Origin of the sequence: Streptomyces sp. XH2 (assembly GCF_049725035.1) — a bacterium.
GTDB lineage: Bacteria > Actinomycetota > Actinomycetes > Streptomycetales > Streptomycetaceae > Streptomyces > Streptomyces roseoverticillatus.
This window is the reverse complement of the sequence record NZ_JBMMMZ010000012.1, coordinates 110,129-126,841: the sequence shown is the minus strand read 5'-3', so window position 1 is coordinate 126,841 and position 16,713 is coordinate 110,129. Positions and strand designations below refer to the sequence as shown.

General features: G+C 65.2%; 11 protein-coding genes and 2 pseudogenes. 7 read left to right on the top strand and 6 right to left on the bottom strand.

The annotated features are described in order from the left end of the window. The first annotated feature begins 630 nt into the window (after nt 1–630). Both ACOTKD_RS24490 and ACOTKD_RS24485 read left to right on the top strand, forming a co-directional pair. Nucleotides 631–1,383 carry a helix-turn-helix domain-containing protein gene (locus ACOTKD_RS24490; RefSeq protein WP_424891170.1) on the top strand — a complete coding sequence of 251 codons (753 nt, stop codon included), beginning with the start codon at nt 631–633 and terminating at the stop codon, nt 1,381–1,383. A 14-nt stretch (nt 1,384–1,397) separates the two neighbouring features. After that, on the top strand, nt 1,398–1,871 hold the full coding sequence (locus ACOTKD_RS24485; protein WP_424891169.1) for an NUDIX hydrolase: 474 nt from the start codon (nt 1,398–1,400) through the stop codon (nt 1,869–1,871). On the opposite strand, the gene ACOTKD_RS24480 is transcribed toward ACOTKD_RS24485, so the two are convergent. The 6 genes and pseudogenes from ACOTKD_RS24480 to ACOTKD_RS24455 form a co-directional block, all read right to left on the bottom strand. Continuing rightward, nucleotides 1,868–2,425, bottom strand: a complete 558-nt coding sequence (locus tag ACOTKD_RS24480) for an HD domain-containing protein (RefSeq protein ID WP_424891168.1) — start codon at nt 2,423–2,425, stop codon at nt 1,868–1,870. The two genes, ACOTKD_RS24485 and ACOTKD_RS24480, sit on opposite strands and share 4 nt — an antisense overlap. A gap of 16 nt (nt 2,426–2,441) precedes the next feature. Continuing rightward, entirely contained in the window at nt 2,442–2,885 is a 444-nt protein-coding gene (locus tag ACOTKD_RS24475; protein ID WP_424891167.1) for a GntR family transcriptional regulator, read from the bottom strand. Between the two features lie 1,194 nt (nt 2,886–4,079). Continuing rightward, complete coding sequence (locus ACOTKD_RS24470; RefSeq protein WP_424891166.1) at nt 4,080–4,784, bottom strand: DUF4231 domain-containing protein; 705 nt, start codon at nt 4,782–4,784, stop codon at nt 4,080–4,082. 1,693 nt (nt 4,785–6,477) lie between these two features. Further along, nucleotides 6,478–6,723 carry a hypothetical protein gene (locus ACOTKD_RS24465; RefSeq protein WP_424891165.1) on the bottom strand — a complete coding sequence of 82 codons (246 nt, stop codon included), beginning with the start codon at nt 6,721–6,723 and terminating at the stop codon, nt 6,478–6,480. After that, the gene (locus ACOTKD_RS24460; protein ID WP_424891164.1) at nt 6,723–7,007 is read right to left on the bottom strand and encodes a hypothetical protein; all 285 of its coding nucleotides are present in this window, start codon (nt 7,005–7,007) and stop codon (nt 6,723–6,725) included. The genes ACOTKD_RS24465 and ACOTKD_RS24460 overlap by 1 nt, the downstream gene beginning before the upstream one ends. A gap of 969 nt (nt 7,008–7,976) precedes the next feature. Further along, a pseudogene (locus ACOTKD_RS24455) lies at nt 7,977–8,195 on the bottom strand (hypothetical protein); the annotation flags it as partial. Between the two features lie 689 nt (nt 8,196–8,884). Here ACOTKD_RS24455 and ACOTKD_RS24450 point away from each other — a divergent pair. The 5 genes and pseudogenes from ACOTKD_RS24450 to ACOTKD_RS24430 all read left to right on the top strand — a co-directional run bounded on the left by ACOTKD_RS24450 (nt 8,885) and on the right by ACOTKD_RS24430 (nt 16,652). Further along, the gene (locus ACOTKD_RS24450; protein ID WP_424891163.1) at nt 8,885–9,148 is read left to right on the top strand and encodes a CopG family transcriptional regulator; all 264 of its coding nucleotides are present in this window, start codon (nt 8,885–8,887) and stop codon (nt 9,146–9,148) included. 45 nt (nt 9,149–9,193) lie between these two features. After that, nucleotides 9,194–9,547: pseudogene (locus ACOTKD_RS24445) on the top strand (PIN domain-containing protein). Between the two features lie 432 nt (nt 9,548–9,979). Further along, the gene (locus ACOTKD_RS24440) at nt 9,980–13,657 is read left to right on the top strand and encodes a DEAD/DEAH box helicase family protein (protein WP_424891162.1); all 3,678 of its coding nucleotides are present in this window, start codon (nt 9,980–9,982) and stop codon (nt 13,655–13,657) included. Beyond that, complete coding sequence (locus tag ACOTKD_RS24435) at nt 13,654–15,045, top strand: restriction endonuclease subunit S (RefSeq protein ID WP_424891161.1); 1,392 nt, start codon at nt 13,654–13,656, stop codon at nt 15,043–15,045. The genes ACOTKD_RS24440 and ACOTKD_RS24435 overlap by 4 nt, the downstream gene beginning before the upstream one ends. After that, the gene (locus ACOTKD_RS24430; RefSeq protein ID WP_424891160.1) at nt 15,042–16,652 is read left to right on the top strand and encodes a type I restriction-modification system subunit M; all 1,611 of its coding nucleotides are present in this window, start codon (nt 15,042–15,044) and stop codon (nt 16,650–16,652) included. The genes ACOTKD_RS24435 and ACOTKD_RS24430 overlap by 4 nt, the downstream gene beginning before the upstream one ends. The last annotated feature ends 61 nt before the right edge of the window (nt 16,653–16,713 follow it).

The window sequence follows — 16,713 nt, the reverse complement described above, 5'->3', positions numbered from 1 at the left end:
CCCTCTGCCCCGCCCGTACAGCACTGGGTGCTGGACGGGCGGAGGAGACAACCGGCCGCAGCGCTTCGGCTGCGCAGGCGGCCTGAGCCCCCGGATCACCGGCTATCCCGGTGCGCTTGCGCGGAGACTCAGGCGGGACGCGGTGGGCCTTGCTGCGCGCGCCGGTCCAGCACGAACAGCGCCCAAGGCAATCGACGGATCACGTCGGCTCCTCAAGGACGAGCTGTGATCAGTACGGATGTCTCCTTTGGGAACACGAGCTCCCGTTTTAGGCCTATGGAGACGTGACCTTTCGGTCTAAGCCCTCCCGCGTGACTAGGGGTCGGGTGCGCCCTCGGCCCGCTCTGTCCCGGGCCCCTTGAGCCCGGTTCCCCGGGCCCCATTGCCGTGCAGATCTTGCTGACTCACGCCTCGGTCGATGCGAGGTATGTAGCACCTACCTCGTATCGTGGCGATGGCGGTTCGCGGCGTCAAGCCCTTCCGGGGATCCCGCCGACGAACCCTCTCGCGTTCGGCGCATCTACAGACTCCGCGCCCCGGTCGAGACAAGTAACCGCGCTGCTGGACGTGTTGAAGACGTCTCATCTACCGTCAAGACGTCCCAGCGCGTCCCAACGTCAGGAGTGCGGCATGGCCAACGAACGGCTTCGCGGGGCGATCGTGGAGTCCGGTCTGACCGTGGAGAAGGTCGCGGATCACCTCGGTGTGAACATCAAGACGGTGGAGCGCTGGATCAGCGGCGGGCGGCCGCCGTACCGTCGACACAAGTACGCCGCGGCCGCCCTCCTGCGCCGCGACGTGTCCTACCTCTGGCCGGAGGAGGCCACCGCCTCCGAGGTAACCGAGGCCGGCCAGGCCGAGCTGGTCAAGGTCTACCCTCACCGCAACGTCGTGCCGGGCCCTGTCTGGCCAAAGCTGTACGCACGGGCGACACGGCAGTTCGACATCCTCACCTACTCCGCCTTCTGGCTGACCGAGGATCTGGAGTTCCACCGAATCGTGAAGGAGAAGTCCGCCGCCGGCCTGCACATGCGGTTCATGTTCGGTGATCCGGACTCCGCGGCTGTCGCCGTCCGCGGTGAAGAGGAAGGGGTGGGAAACGCACAAGCGAGCAAGACCCGCAACGCTCTCGTGAACTGCGCCCAACTCTTCGGCCTACCTGGCGTGGAGTTCCGCCTTCACGGCACCACGTTATACAACTCGCTCTACCGAGCCGACGACGAGATGCTCGCCAACACTCACGTCTACGGCATCAGTGCTTGGCTCGCCCCCGTGCTCCACATCCAGCGAGTCCCCGGTGGGGAACTGTTCGACACATACGCCGAGAGCATCGAACGAGTCTGGGAGTCAGCCCGCCGCATCTCCTCCCCCAAAGAATGCTGAGGTAGAACGCCATCATGGGCCGCATCGACTACTTCGAAGACCCGCATGCCCCGAAAGCCAACTCGGTTGTTCCCTCAGCCAGCGTCGTCGTTGTTGACGATGCAGGGCGAGTACTCGTCATCCACAAGACAGACAACAACCTGTGGGCACTCCCCGGAGGAGGCCACGACATCGGGGAGAGCATCACCGATACGGCTATCAGGGAAGTGCGAGAAGAGACAGGCATCGAAATCGAGATTGAGCGCATCACCGGTGTTTACACCAACCCGCGCCATGTCATGGCGTACGACGATGGCGAGGTCCGCCAGCAGTTCACGATCTGCTTTCGCGCCCACCCAACGGGGGGCCAGCTGCACGGCAGCCAAGAATCGAAGGATGTCCGCTGGGTGCCACCCGCCGACCTCCCCAGTCTCGACATCCACCCCTCAATGCGGCTGCGCATCGAGCATGGGTTGGAGGAGGGGCGCACGTCGCCCTACGTCGGCTAGCGGCGGCCGGCCGCGGCCAGACGTTGATCCACTCGCGCAACGGTCGCGTGGACTTCAGGCGCTGCCCGCTGGATGAAGCGGCCGACGATGGAATCCGGGCTGTACCGCTGGATGATTTCGTCCACCCGATCCTTCGGTTCGGTCCGGGTGCCGTCTGGAGTCGTCGTCATGTCGCAGTAGACCAGGGCGTCTACAAGGTGCGGCTCCTCCACGACAAATTCACTGGAGAGCTCTTCCAGAAGGCCTCGCTCTTCCGCCTCCAGCAGAGCGAAGGTGTGGTGAGCCACGAGCCTCACGATGCGCTCGTCTGCATTCTGGTCATGACGGAGAAAGCGCGCTCCGTCGAGCGGGTGAAACCCCGTCTTGACCAGCGCCGGGCTGTACCCGATGTCGTGTAGGACGGCCGCGGCCTCCAGGAGCTCCGCGTCGTCACCAAGGATCGGCTGCAGGCTTCGGGCCCGCTCCGCCACTCCGAGCGAGTGTGCCCATCGGCGAGGAAGCGGCTCAGACAGCAGAGCTCGCGACAACTCGTAGGCCCACTTCGTCATTCGCATACTGATCCACCCTCTATCAGTGACCGTCGTCCGGCAGGGCCCGCACCTCCCGCCGCTTTCCCGGCGCGGCGCCGGCAAGCAGCCCTTGCCCTTCCATCTTTGCGATGGCGGAGCGCACTGCGGTTCGGGAAGCGTGGAACCGCTCGCACAGCTCGTCTTCGGTGAAGAATGCGTCTCCTGGCTTAACACCGCATGCTCGTAGAAGGTCCGCCACCTTCTCCACGAGCGGACGTCTGTCGCCGGTGCCCGCCACGTAGTTGCCGGCTCCCCGCACGGACTCGATGAGCCCTTCTGCCTTCAGTACTGCAAGCGCACGATCGATCGTGCTGGCACCCACGCCGTGGATGCGTCGCAGCTCGGCCTTCGACGGCAGCCTCTCTGGGATCTCCCCAGCCTCAATCTGCTCACGCAGAACACCCGCGACCTGCAAGTAAGTACCCCGCGGACTGGCCTGCGGCACGTGCCCTCCCCCGTTCCCCACCTGGCATGACAGCAGCTGACCGCACCAGCTTCGCACGGGTCCATCCCCGCGTGCGCGGGGAACAGAGCTTGATGTCTACCTGGTATGCGGTGCGGCCGGGTCCATCTCCACGTGTGCGGAGAGCAGGTTTGGTCCGCCGTCGCCTCGCCAGCGTGCCAGGGGCCATCCCCGCATACACGGGGGAGCAGCCGATCGCCAAGCACTAGGACGACAACGAGGAGGGTCCATCCCTGCGTGCGCGGGGAGCAGTTCCTCGACGAGCGCGGCTGGGCGTCGCCGCAAGGCAGGGTTATCCCCCGCGTGCGCGGGGAGCAGCATGAGCTCCTGAAAGGGACCCCGGGCTGCAAGGGGTCATCCCCGCGCGTGCACGGGGAGCAGACGGGATTGACCGCCCTCCATGTTGCATGCTGAGGGTCATCCCCGCATGTGCGGGGCGCGGAGCTCACCCAGGTCATACGCCTGCACACCGCCGGGGTCATCCCCGCAGGAACGGGAGCAGCACATCGCCTGGCTCGGCGATCACGTCGAGGGAGGGACATCCCCGCGTACGCGGGGAGTAGGCGGAAACCCTGCCACCGTCCTCAACGCTGATGGGTCCATCCCCGCATGCGCGGGGAGCAGTGATCCCTCCTCGCTGGCTTCCAGCTGGATAAGGGGCCATCCCCGCGAGCGCGGGGGGCAGAGCAGCGGCAGGCCGATGCCGTACTCGGGGACGGGGCCATCCCCGCGAGCGCGGGGAGCAGGGTTCACGACCTGGGCATCTTTCCACGCTCACGCTGCTTTCTGACCACTTTCCGAGATTCCGGCAAAGCGCATATACGGCCAATAGATGGATGAAGTTCATCATGATTGGCGTCCTGCGCACCGCCGACCCCTGGCCGCCAACGAGGGTCCGCGCAGGCCGAGATCACACCCCAGGCGTGAGTAGCGCGTGGGATTCCCGCCCTCCAAAGCCCCTCCCTGCCCCCTTTGCGGAGGACTGCATCGGCGCAGAAATCTCCCAGGCCGGCGGAGTGACTATCCTGGAGCTCCCCGACCTGGGGGAACAAGCTCGAACAGTAAACGCGCACCTGCTGACTTAATCAGATCAAAGCTTCCCTCCATGGCCTGGGCTGCAAAAGCCTAGGCCATTGCGCGTGAGTACGCACCACAAAACCACGCTCTGTCAATCCGTTAGGAAGCGCCACCCGCACCTCGCTCACGTTCACCGGACGATTGCTCAAGCTGCAATTCCCTCTTACGTTGCTCGTCCTTAAGAGACTCGACTCTCTGCGCAAAACGCGCAAGAACATCCTGCTCTCCACCTCCGGAATAATCGCCAATCCGGAGCTCAACCCCCTTGTACTCCTTCTCGATCGCATCGGCAGTCTGTTGCTCGTTAAATCCACGTTCCCTGAACTTGAAATAGGCTGTCAACCCAGCAGCGATACTAACAAGGGCACTAATCACAGGGGCAACCTTGGCGGCAAGGTTTCCACTGGACTCAGTAGCAAGGCTCGTGAGGCTCGTTGCTGCTACTGATCCAACAATCACCATCCACTGAAGGATGTTGCTATATCTCCGATTCCTTCGCGCCCCATCCCGATACCTCTCAATATCCTCGACCGCCTGCACTCGATACACCCGCAGAGCGTCGATGGGGTTTAGGGCCTCCTTCGCTGCCAATGCAACGCGCTTTGCGTGAAGTTCAGAGATCTGATATCGCTGCTGAGTGAACTTGGGGCGCATCTGCAGAAGTTGCCAGGAGGCAAGCGAGGTAGAGACCAACGCCATCGCTCCGCCAACCACACTGACTGCCCCGCGGGAAGATTGCCAGGCTCCCAGCACCATCGTCCAACCAAGGAAAGCCGTCGTCGCGAGACTGCTCAGCAGCCACAAGACACGCAATCGTCTCGTAGCAACCATGTCCCTGAGTTCGGATTCCTTCGTATCCAACTTTTGGGCGTTGTCGCGTCGCTCATCCGCCGAAGTGTCCCGATCGTGTCCACCTGCGTCACCTGTTGCGATATGTCCGCCAACCACTGATCTCTCCGCCAGTCACAGCTATCAACCTTTAGTCAGGCGAAATTACAGGGCAACCCCTGCATCCCGCAGCGAATCCAGACAGGCAGGGCCTACGGCTTGACGCAGGGCCATCCCCGCGGGCGCGGGGAGCGGCGCGTCATCCCGATGGAGACGCTCCGGGTGCCGGGTCCATCCCCGCGCGCGCGGGGAGCAGCAGTCGAGCGACTACGACACAGACGACCTCGCGGGGTCATCCCCGCGTGCACGGGGAGCAGGGTCGCTACATCCTCGGCGCCCAGGCGGTGCTGGGGTCATCCCCGCGTGTGCGGGGAGCAGTACAGCGAACAGGATCCCGAGCAGCCCGGCTGGGGGTCATCCCCGCGCGCGGGGAGCAGAGATCTTCGGCGCTGGCGCTGTCCTCGTGGTGGGGGTCATCCCCGCGTGCGCGGGGAGCAGGCGTACACGGGCGGTGTCGGCGACGACGTGAAGGGGCCATCCCCGCGTGTGCGGGGAGCAGAGGGCCGGAGTGAGCGGACTGACCAGTCCCAGGGGTCCATCCCCGCGTCCGCGGGGAGCAGGGATAAGCCAGGTGCCCATGTCCCGCAGCCAAGGGCCATCCCCGTGCGCGCGGGGAGCAGCAGTGCGTCATCGCCCCCTGGTACGCCATCAAGGGTCCATCCCCGCGTGCCCGGGGAGCAGGTGCTGGGCCGCACCTTCGACACGCCCCTCAAGGGTCCATCCCCGCGCGCGGGGAGCAGGACCGTCCACCGTTCGCCACCCTCGTCCACCGGGGTCCATCCCCGTGTGCGCGGAGAGCAGTGTGCCTTCCGGCAGTCCTCGCACATGAACTGGGGTCCATCCCTGCGTGCGCGGGGAGCAGTCTTCAGGAGGCTCTTGTCGGCCATGGTGGTGGGGTCCATCCCTGCGCGCGCGGGGAGCAGCGATCCGGGTCATGCACGAAGCGGTAGCCCACGGGGCCATCCCCGCGTGTGCGGGGAGCAGGTCAGCGCGGGGATCACCTTGTCCCCCATGAAGGGTCCATCCCCGTGTGCGCGGGGAGCAGTCCATGGCTTCGTCGTAATTCTTGACGAGCCCGGGTCCATCCCCGCGTGAGCGGGGAGCAGTAGCCGCGGGGCGCGCCGCCGATGCCGGTCGTGGGTCCATCCCCGCGTGAGCGGGGAGCAGAGACCCCGGTTTCGGACCGTCCTCGGCTCGACGGGTCCATCCCCGCGTGAGCGGGAGCAGTCGTACCAGGCGCGGGCGTCTTCGTCGCGCGGGGGTCCATCCCCGCATGTGCAGGGAGCAGTAGACCAGAAGCCACGCCTCACTATGGGATTCGGAGCCATCCCCGCGTGTGCGAGGAGCAGTGCGGCTGCCCCGGGTCCTTGAGCCAGCACAGAGGGCCATCCCCGCGTGTGCGGGGAGCAGACCGTGCCTTTCGGATGCTGTCGGCACTGGCTGGGGTCATCCCCGCAGGTGCAGGCACCAGGCGTCGCGCTGGTTGGCGTAGGCGATCACCTGGGGGCCATCCCCGCGGACGTGGGGATTAGAGCGCGCGCGTAGCGGCTCAGCCGGTGTAGCTCAGCTGCAGGACCGTGAGTGTCTTCGTGATCTGGCCGACTAACAGGACCGCGATGACGTGCTCGGTGACGAGCATCCGCACGACGCTATCGTCTTCGCCGTACGGCTCCGTAGCAGCGATCGGGTCATCGCACGCCGCCGCGAGCGCGAGCGAAAGCCGCTCGCTCGCCTCCGGCGGCAAGGCGTCGTGCACCGGCTCCGCCGCCCGGTCATACCTGAGGCGGTAACCCATCAGGCGGCGCCTCGCCCACGAGCCGCGGCCGCCTCACGCTGGACCCGGTCGGTCATGTCCACCCAGTCGCCTGGAATCTCCCCCGTGGCGGCCTCCTCCCGCTCCAGAGCGCGCCCGCGCGCCGCCGCGGCGGAAACGCCGGCCGCGATGGTCTGCCACTTCGCGAAGACAGTAAGCAGTTCGTGGGCGGGGGCACGGTTGATCTCGCCGAGGAATCTCTGACTCAGCGCCGGGGTGCCCAGCGCCTCACAGATGGATTCGATGGTCCAGCTCTGGTCGCTCACGGCCCAGGCCTCCCGCGATCGTGGCATTCCTTCGGCACTACCGTACGCGCGCCGCAAGCCTCACGTCAGCTTCCCGAGCCCTCAGCACTGAAGCGCGCAAAAGCGCACCCAGGCGCAGCTGGGCCATCCCCGCGGGCGCGGGGAGCAGTCGGAAGAGTCGAAGGACATGGCGCTCCTCCGGGGTCCATCCCCCGTGCGCGGGGAGCAGGGAGACATGCCGCTATGGACGGGGGCCATCCAAGGTCCATCCCCGCGTGCACGGGGAGCAGAGCCGCGGACTTGATCCACACGGACTCATTGTGGGGGTCATCCCCGCGTGCACGGGGAGCAGTAGATGCTCCGGGTCAGGATGTCGCCGATCGTGGGGTCATCCCCGCGTGCGCGGGGAGCAGAGTTCGTGACATGGGCATCTTTCCACGCTGCCGCTGCTTTCTGACCACTTTCCGAGATTCCAACAAAGCGCACATATGGCCAATAGATGGATGAAGTTCATTATGATTGGCGTCCTGCGCACCGCCGACCCCTGGCCGCCAACAAGGGTCCGCGCAGGCCGAGATCCCACCCCGCGCGTGAGTAGCGCGTGGGATTCCCGCCCGCCAAAGCCCTTCGCGCGGTATCCGCAGGTCAGCAGGCCCTTTGGCCCCAAGGAAGTCACGCCCTCCGGAGCCGTGTGCGCAGGTTCGAATCCTGCCGGGGGCACTCCGGATTAAGGCGCTGACCAGGAAGAACTACTGGTCAGCGCCTTTCTTGTCTTCATGCCAAAAGACATACGGCCCGCCTTGCCGTTGCCCCTCTCGCCTGACCTGGCTTTTACCTGAGCACGCATACGAGATCGCGTGTGACCGACCCCATGAAACCGGCTCGCACGGGACATGTGCGGGACGCGGGGTCCATGTGGATCTCATTTCAGCACGCAAGCTGACCTGCACGTTCCTCGAGCAAGCTCAGGTAGTGCCAGAAGAGCCGCCCTCACGGATGTCGTCTCAGCTCCTCTGGTCGGCAGAGTGTCCGGGATTCACGACAAGAGGCATCCGAGCACAGGATTCTGACTGTCCCTCGGCTGTACTCATCCAGAAGCTCGCCGATGCGTCTGTTCACGAGAGCCTGACGCCCGTAGAGGCATTTCGCGTACCGGGTCATGCGCACCTCGACACTGTTGCCCGCCCGCTCAGCGACCTCGGTGGGATCAGCACGGAGCTCGCCCTGCTCGAGCGTCATGCGCTTGCGCCGCTGCGTCTCGGCGGCCGCGAGCGTGCCGTCCTGCTTCAACCGGAGAACCCGCAATACACTCCGCATCACGACTGGGTTCCAGCAAGTCACCCAAACGACGTGAAGCCCGGGCGACCCAGCCCAGAGCGAGCCGCACCTCCGTGAGGCGCCCTGCGCGTATCAGGCCGGGGCATCACAAGCACCCAGTCCCGCAACGCCCGCTACAACAGCTCGTCATTCGAACAGCCCCGCGCCCTTCAGAGCATCACCCTGGTGTATAGAACCCAGAGCGTCATTGGTCTCGTTTCGCGTCTTCGCCGCGACCTGTCCCCAATGCATCTCCAGGCACTCGAGCGCGAAGGCGCACCAACTAATGAAGGCCGGACCACGCCTCTCTCCCCCAGCCGGCGTGATCAGCGACGGCTTCCCTGACGGCCCGAACCAACGAAGACCCGAGCTCGTCGGCCAACGCTCTAACATCCGCCCTGGCTCCCTCAGCCCGGCCCCAGTGGGGCTGCGCGGCAATCACCATCCTTGGCCCCCCCTGGGAGCACGCCACACCTGACCCCTCGAACTCCGCATAGCATCCACCACTTCTCTCCAGGTCAACGCATCGCTTGTGGCAGCCCTGCCACAGGGGAAGGGTGCTCCCCTGAACGGGGAGGGTGATGAGTGAGCCCACCAGCAAGTACTCGACCACCATGCCGCGCGACATCGCTGAGGCCGCCAAGGCCCTCAGCGACCCCTCCGGTCTGTCCGCCTACGTGGCCACCGCCGTCGCCCGCCAGGTCGAATGCGACAACCTCAACAAACTCATCACCGTCGCCGAAGCCGAGCACGGCCCCGTCACGGACGAAGAGATCCAGTCCCTGCGCGACCAGCTCAACCAGGCACGACGCGAACAGACAGAGCACGGAGCGAGCGCAGCGTGACCCGCCCCAGTCGTCCCCGGCGGCACCCTCCTCGGCAGCGAAGGGCTGGCCAAAGCCGTCCTGCGCGACTGCACGATCACCAGCTAGCTCGCCCTGGCTCGCGTCGACGACTTGCGCGTGATCACTTCTATGGCCACCCTCGTCGAGCTAGTCCACCCCTGCAACCGCCCGGCCTTGGAGTGGACACTCTCCCGCCTGGGCATCGAACCGATCACCGAGCCGATCGCCCGCCACACCGCTGCTCTCCTCGCCGAAACCGACCTCCAGTCACAAGTACGCCATCGACGCCATGCTCGCCGCCACCGCCCTGGCCGCCCAGGACCAGCCACGATCCTCACTTCCGACCCCGAGGACCTCATGGCGCCGTGCAGCGGACACGCCACGGTTATCGAGGTCTGACCGATCGAACACCAGAACTGTCGGCATGGGTCAAGCCACGCCCGGGGGGCGGGTGAGGCTCGAAGGCCAACCACTGATCGCATCAAGCTGGCGCAGCCAAGGGCGCGGACTCGTTGTGCACATCAACGGGACGAATGCACACGGCGCTGGGGCACCGTTCACCTTTGATGAAGTATCACGTGATCAACATGGTGCGCTGCCCGGCATAACGAAGAATGGTCAAGGGCTGACCACAAAGCCAGAGTGCGCGCACGTCTGTTGAGCCATGGGCACGGGGCAAGCCCTTGTGTGCGCTCTCCTCAACCCCCTGCCAGTTCAAAGTGCTGGCACTGTGAACGGGTATCGCGTTAGGCTCGAAGATCCACCGTAGTCTGCCCAGCGGGCGGGCATGAACTCGCAGGCACAGCGTCAGGAAGAGTCGGGACACATCTGATGAGCTCAGGCGGCACGGCGCACACACCGGACCCTAGACTGGCCGAACTCGCCCGCACCTCACGCAACTTCGGCTTCCTGTACGAGCATCTCCCGCTGCTCGTCGCCTATGGCGCCGCCGCCGAGGCCAACGTCTTCGCCGACCCCAACACGTCCCTGCTCAAGTCCCGGCAGTTCGGCGAGGCGCTCGCGTCCGACCTGGTGCGCCGGGGCCGGGTCCCCTTCCGTGGCAGCAAGCAGGTGGAGCGCCTGGCCGCCCTGGATCGAGAGGGATACCTCCACGGCAACGTGAAGTCCGCTTTCGATGAAGTCCGCGTCCTGGGCAACAACGCCAACCACAATGACCACGACAGCGCGGACGACGCCTTCCGCGCCCTGCGGACCTGCTTCCGTCTCGGTGCCTGGTACCACCGCCTACTCACCGGCTCTCGTGAGCAGCGAGCCTTCGTGCCGCCGGACCCGGCCCGTACCCCGGCGGCAGAAAACGCGGCCCTGCGCTCGCAGGTGGCGGAGGCCCGTCGTGCGCTGGAGGAGACGCGCCTCACCTACGAGGGCAAGGCCTCACAGGCGCAGGCCGAACAAGCCGCGCGGGCCGCCGCCGAGCAGGAGCTCGCGGCGGCCACTGCGGAACGCGAGGATTTGGCCCGCCAGGTGGCCGCCATGCAGGACCAGCTTGCGGCACTCCAGCAGGCACAGTCCGCCGCAGATGCCCGACTGCTGCGTGAACAGGCCACGAGCCGCGTCGCCGCCTCGAAGGCCGTCGCCGAGCGCGCACGTCTGCTGGACAACGCCGAACAGGCGGCCCGCGAACCCCTCACTGAGGCCCAGGTACGCACCCGCCTCGACCAGATGCTCACCGAGGCCGGCTGGAGCGTCCAGGACGCGGGCAACAACCTCAACCTGTACGCGCAGGACAGGTACGGCAACGGCGTCGCCGTCCGAGAGACAACCATTGCCACGGGCCGCGCCGACTACGCCCTGTACGTGGACCGCAAGCTAGTCGGCGTGATCGAAGCCAAGCGGGAGGGCGGGGACCTAACCGCCGCCGAGAAGCAGGCCGATCGGTATGCCGACCATCCCACCGATGCTCAGCAGCGCATGATCGCCTGGCGTACCCCGCTGCCCTTCCGGTACGTGTCGGACGGTGGCGAGACTCGATTCCGCAGCACCCTTGACGCTGATTCCCGTAGCCGTCGGATCTTCTCCTTCCACCAGCCCCGCACTCTCTCCCGCTGGATGCGTCAGGCCGATCAGGACCCGCAGGCGCCCTCGTACCGCTCCCGGCTGCGGCTACGAATGCCCGAACTCGACGAACGCCTTCTTCGCCCGGCCCAGATCCAGGCAGTGCGCGGTGTGGAGGAGTCCGTCGCACACAGCCGGGGCCAGCAAGGCACTGGCCAGTCCCGCTCGCTGGTGCAGATGGCGACCGGAGCGGGCAAGACGTACGCGGCGGTGACGTTCTCGTACCGGATACTCAAGCATGCCCAAGCCGAGCGCGTCCTCTTCCTGGTCGACCGCAACAACCTGGGTGCCCAGGCGCAGAACGAGTTCGAGAACTTCACCACACCTGATACCCACCGCACCTTCGCCGATCTGTTCAACGTGCAGCGTCTGGGTGCGGACGGCATGAACCCCTCGGCCAAGGTCGTCGTCTCCACGGTGCAGCGCCTGTACATGGAGCTGACCGGATCGACCGTGCCTTCGGTGACTGGCAACGACGGTGAGGAGGAGTACACCTACGACGCGCCCGGCGACATCTCTGTCGGCTATAATTCACGGATTCCTCCGGAGTCCTTCGATCTGATCGTCGTCGACGAATGCCACCGCTCCATCTACGGAAAGTGGCGCTCTGTCCTGGAGTACTTCGACGCACCCGTCGTGGGTCTGACCGCGACGCCCGTCGCCCAGACCTTCGGATACTTCAACGGCAACCTTGTCAGTGAGTACACGTACCCTGAGGCCGTCGCCGACGGCGTCAACGTCGATTTCCAGGTGTACGAGATCCAGACGCGGATAACAGGCGAGGGCGGCGTCATCGCCCAGGGCACCATCCCGGTCCGCGACCGCCGCACACGTCGTCAGCGTTACGAGGACTTCGACGAAGACATCACATACGGCGCCGCGGAGGTCGGTGTCGGTGTGATCAGCAAGGACCAGTTGCGCACGGTCATCCGCACCTTCCGCGAGCGGCTGTTCACTGAAATCTTCCCCGAGCGCGCCAAACGGGACAAAGAGACCGGTGATCTGTTGTGGGACGAGATGTACGTCCCGAAGACCCTCGTCTTCGCCAAGAATGACAATCACGCCGAGGAGATTGTCGAGGTCATCCGTGACGTCTTCGGCAAGGGCAACGACTTCTGCGCGAAGATCACGCATGCGGCGAAGAAGCCGACCGAACGTCTCTCCGATTTCCGTAATCTCCCGCAGCTGCGCATCGCCGTCACCGTTGACATGATCGCCACCGGTACCGACGTCAAGCCGTTGGAATGCCTGCTGTTCCTGCGCGATGTCAAGAGCTGGGCGTACTTCGAGCAAATGAAGGGCCGCGGAGCGCGGACTCTGTCCCTGACCGAGTTCGAGCGGGTCACGCCGGGCGTCGGTCCGAAGACCCGTTTCGTGATTGTCGACGCGGTAGGCGTGACCCGGAAGCCGAAGGTGGACGCGGCGCCGATGGAGCAGCACACGGAGAAGGATCTGAACCTGGAGAAGCTGCTGCGACTCACGGCCCGTGGTGAGGCCGAGGAAGCACACGTCTCCACTCTCGCCTCCCGCCTCGCCAAGCTCGACCTTCAGATGACTGATGACGAGCGCGCGGAGATCGAGGGGCTGAGCGACGGAGTCCCGTTGAAGAAGATCCTGCACGGCATGGTCGACGCTGTCGCCATCGATGGGCAGGCCAAGACCCGCGAAGCCGCCGAACACCTCGGCCTCGACCCCGACCAGGCAGTCAAGGACATGATCGAACGGGCGCTGCGCCCGTTGGCATCGAACCCCGCCCTCCGCAGGCGGCTCCTGGAGATGAGGCGCGCGAAGGACATCCTGTACGACGAGACCAGCCGTGACGATCTGGTGCGAGCCGGCGCCGTCCCCGAGGACGAGTCGACAGCGCGCGACACGGTGCGCGACTGGAAGGCATACATCGAGGAGCACCGGGACGAGATCGCGGCACTTGCCATCGCCTTCTCCCCCGACTCGCCGGTTCCACCTCGCGACGCGCTCAAGCGCCTCAAGGACCTGGCGCGCGCGGTGGCCCGCCCGCCGCGCGCCTGGACTCCGGAGAAGTTGTGGCGCTCGTACGAGCAGGTAGGCAAGGCCGTCTCAGCGAACCACGCGGCCGCTCGCACCGCGGCTGACTTGCTGGCCCTGCTGCGGTACGAGCTGGCGGGCGGCGCAGAACGTGGCGCGACATTGCCTCGCCCGCACGAGGAGGCAGTGCGGGAGCGGTACGCGGCGTGGCTAGCTAGGCAGGAACAGGCCGGCATGACTTTCACCAAGACGGAACGCTGGTGGCTTGATCACATCACGCGTGCCACGATCCAGCATGTACGCTTCGACACCGCCGACCTCGACTACCCCCCGTTCACGAAGATGAACGGCACAGACGGCTTCCTCGCGGAATTCGGCGAGGCGAGGGCGGATGAGATCCTCGACGAACTGGACAGGGAGCTGGGCGCGTGACGCTGGGTCTGGATGCAGAATCGGGGGAGCTTCCGGCAGGGTGGGCTCGGGCTATAATCAGTGATCTTTGCGAGGTGAATCCTCGTGGATTCGATGAGGAGCCTGGAGATGATGATCTTATCTCCCAGGTACCCATGGCCTCCGTGGAGGCCGAAACAGGGCGCATAGATGCGTCAACCCGGGTGCGATACGGCGACCTCAAGAAAAAGTCTCTGACACGCTTCCAGGAGAACGACGTTCTCTTCGCGAAGATCACGCCTTGCATGGAGAACGGCAAGATCGCGAAAGCTCGAGGACTTGTCGGTGGACGTGCTCTCGGCAGCACCGAGTTCCACGTACTCCGCAGCCACGGCGCGGTGCTCCCCGAATACCTGACGCACTACCTACTGCAACGCAACGTACGGATCACCGCCGAGCACCATATGTCCGGCGCTGTTGGTCAGCGTCGCGTACCGCGCCCCTACTTGGAATCGATGGAAATCCCCGTCCCGCCGCTCGCGGAACAGCGTCGCATCGTTACCGAACTCGATCGCCAGATCGCGCGCATCGAGGCGGGCGAATCAGCGATCACAGACGCACTCGCGGGTATGTCTGAGTTGCGGGCACGCGTTGCTGACTCAGCTGTCTCTCAGCACGCTGGCATTTCCTCAAAGCTTAAGGATATCTTGCGCGAACCGCTGCGAAACGGCGTTTCCGCAAAAGCCACTTCCGACGGGTCAGGAATCCGAACACTCACTCTCACTGCGGTGACTCGGAACGATTTCAGCGACCAGTTCACCAAGCTCACCAGCGCAGACCCGGATCGCGTTTCGAAGCTCTGGCTCGAAGACCAGGATATCTTCATCCAAAGATCCAATTCGGAAGAGCTCGTCGGCACCTCCGCCATATATCGAGGTGACAGCAATTGGGCCATCTATCCTGATCTGCTGATCCGGGTACGTGTCGATCATTCTCTGGCCCTCCCCGAGTATGTCGCGCTGGTTCTCAGCACGAGCCCGGTTCGCTTCTACTTCCGCCAGCACGCACGCGGGCTCTCTGGCTCGATGCCGAAGATCGATCAGGCAACCATCGAGAATGTCGATGTGCCTTTGCCTTCGCTACAGGAGCAGCAAGAAGCAGTCACATGGGTGAAGAAGCAGGAATCCACCATCTTTCCACTCTCAATGGCTGTCGAGGCGGCGCAGGCAGATAGCATCAAACTCCGCTCTGCACTCCTCCACGCCGCCTTCACCGGCGCCCTCGTCCCCCAGGACCACGCCGATGAGCCCGCCTCGGCTCTCCTCGACCGGATCCGCGCTCAGCGCGCGGCCGCCAAGAAGGCGCCGCGCAAGCGTGCGCCCCGCAAGCCTCGGACCGCACCCCCCGGTCAGGAAGAACTGCCCCAGTGAGCACCACCAGCGCAACCGTGAACAACGTCGCCACCCCAGACCCGAGGCGGTCCGCCGGAGAGTCGACCTCGACTCTCGTCAACCGCCTCTGGTCGTACTGCGAGCTGCTGCGCCACTCCGGCGTGTCCACGCTCGACTATGTCGAGCAGCTCACGTACCTCCTCTTCCTGAAGATGGCCGACGAGCGCGCGAATCGACCGGCGAGGTTCCGGCGGGATGTACCTGAAGAGCCGCTTATCCCGCAGGGGCTGGACTGGCCAAGCCTCACCAGCCGGTCGGCTGAGGACCTCGTCGAACACTACGAGCGCATCCTTCGCGAACTCGGCCGCAAGGGCGGCACAATGCTCGGTGAGGTCTTCACCAAGGCCCAGAACAAGATCCACGAGCCGGCCGTCCTCGACCGTCTCGTCAAGGATCTCATCGATCCTTCCACCTGGACGCACGAGAAGCAGGACCTCAAGGGCGACGCCTATGAAGGTCTGCTTCAGCGCGGCGCGGAAGACCGTAAGACCGGCGCCGGACAGTACTTCACACCCCGGCCGCTTATCGACGCCATGATCGACTGCGTACAACCCCGGCTCGGCGAGACGATCACCGACCCGGCCTGCGGCACCGGCGGCTTTCTCATCGCCGCACACGCCAACATCGTTGAGCGCTATGAGGACCAGCTCTACGGTGACGAGGCACGCAAGCTGCAGACCGGTGCGATCACTGGCTACGAGCTGGTTCGCGAGACCGCTCGGCTCGCACTGATGAACATGCTGCTGCACGGCATCGGTACCTCCGAGGCCCGCCCCCTAATCACGGTCCAGGACTCCCTGGCGAAGCCACCCCAGAAGTTCTACGACATCGTGCTCGCCAACCCGCCCTTTGGCGTGGGCTCCGTGACCGGCGAGGCATACACGACTCGTAAGGACTTCTGGACGCAGACGACGAACAAGCAGCTGAACTTCGTCCAGCACATCTACACGCTGCTGAAGACAAATGGTCGAGCTGCCCTGGTCCTACCCGACAACGTCCTCTTCGAGGGCGGTGCCGGCGCGGAGATCCGCCGCCGTCTCCTGGACCTCACCAACGTGCACACTCTGCTCCGCCTGCCCACCGGCATCTTCTACGCAAACGGCGTCAAGGCGAATGTGCTGTTCTTCGACAAGTGCGCCCCACGCCCCGGCGGCAAGCCCGCCACCAAGGAGCTGTGGGTCTACGACTTCCGCACCGACCAGCGCTTCACCCTCAAGCAGCGTGCACTGCGCCGCGAGCACCTCGACGACTTCGTCGCGGCCTTCCACTCCGGTGGCGCGGACTACTCGGCTCGAAAGCCCAGTGAACGTTTCCGACCATACGCGTACGATGAGTTGATCGTACGTGACAAGGTCAATCTCGACCTGACGGTTCTTCGGCCCGCTTCTACTTCTTCCGCGATCCTCGCTCCTCCGGATGTGATCGCGCAGGAGATCGTGGACGACCTTGAAGCCGCCCTGGCCGAGTTCACCGCCGTCGCCCAGTCGCTGAAGAAGGCAGCGGGCACCCAGACGGCCGGTTCCGGCCTCGCCACGGACGGCAGCGAAAACAACTCCAGCACCAAAGAGACAGACCAGGAGCGGTAGCCCGGCTTCCTTCGTCCCACCGACGCCCAGCCGGGTCCGGAGGCCCTGCCGGGGGTTCCGG